Annotated in this window: 2 protein-coding genes; both read left to right on the forward strand. The window is 45.5% G+C overall.

Going from position 1 to position 1045, the window contains the following annotated elements:
* Positions 1 to 480, forward strand: a 480-nt coding sequence (locus tag R7070_RS26525; protein WP_318141561.1) for a 2OG-Fe(II) oxygenase family protein, incomplete at its 5' end; no start/stop codon positions are given.
* Between the two features lie 132 nt (positions 481 to 612).
* The coding region (locus R7070_RS26530) for a DNA-J related domain-containing protein (RefSeq protein ID WP_318141562.1) at positions 613 to 1045 on the forward strand (433 nt) is incomplete at its 3' end.

The raw sequence follows: 1045 nt of genomic DNA on the forward strand, positions 1-1045 counted from the left end.
GGTTGGGTAGAAGAGTACGCACGAAAAGACGTACAAGAGAAGTTCTCTATCGCGTTGTCAGAAATGATCAATAACAGCGACAAAACGTTGCTTCGCGTTCTTCATTACCCACCAATGACAGGCGAAGAAGAGCCAGGTGCAATTCGCGCAGCCGCTCATGAAGACATCAACCTACTGACTGTACTGCCAGCGGCGAACGAGCCTGGTCTGCAAGTTATGAGCAAAGATGGCGAGTGGATCGATGTTCCATGTGACTTTGGTAACTTGATCATTAACATCGGTGACATGCTACAAGAAGCATCAGGTGGTTACTTCCCGTCGACGACACACCGAGTTATCAACCCAACAGGTGCTCGCCAAGAAAAATCGCGCATTTCATTACCGCTTTTCTTGCACCCAAAACCAGATACAGTACTTTCTGAGCGTTACACAGCACACAGCTACTTAATGGAACGCTTACGTGAGCTAGGCGTTATTTAATCAAACGCGATCCTGATTCCAAAGGCCGATGGTTTTTCGCTATCGGCCTTTTTTCGTTTATGGTACAAAAGTAATGACGTTGAGCTTTGAAACGTGCTCAATTTTAATCGCTTATAAATCAAACGAGGGCGCATGGAAGATCAATATGGCGTATGCGATAGCAGTCAGAGTGAAATAGAAAACCCGTTGCTTTGGCCAATGCTTGAGATTCTCAAAAAGCAACCGTCTGGTTGGAAAGTACACACCTTGGCCAGCAAGCTCAGTGAACGCGGTTACATTAACCAGCTTGACCCCTCGCCAGACAAAGACTTATTCAAAAGAAACTTTCTGATAATGAATGCGCTGTATCAACTGCAAGAGACGCTCTTTCCCGACAGTTGGTTGCAAGTAGAAGCGATGGATATCATGTTGATGTCAGCATTAGAAGCGAGTAGAAACAGCGTCGATCCAAACGATCCTTTGCGACAATACTATTTGGATTGGAGCCATTATGAAGCGAACGAAGATGAAGTTCGTCGATTACTTAATGAGTTTTGGACTCGTTATCAACGCTTTGTAGGCGGCG

Source organism: Vibrio sp. 1557 (assembly GCF_033340175.1).
Taxonomy (GTDB): Bacteria; Pseudomonadota; Gammaproteobacteria; order Enterobacterales; family Vibrionaceae; genus Vibrio; species Vibrio alginolyticus.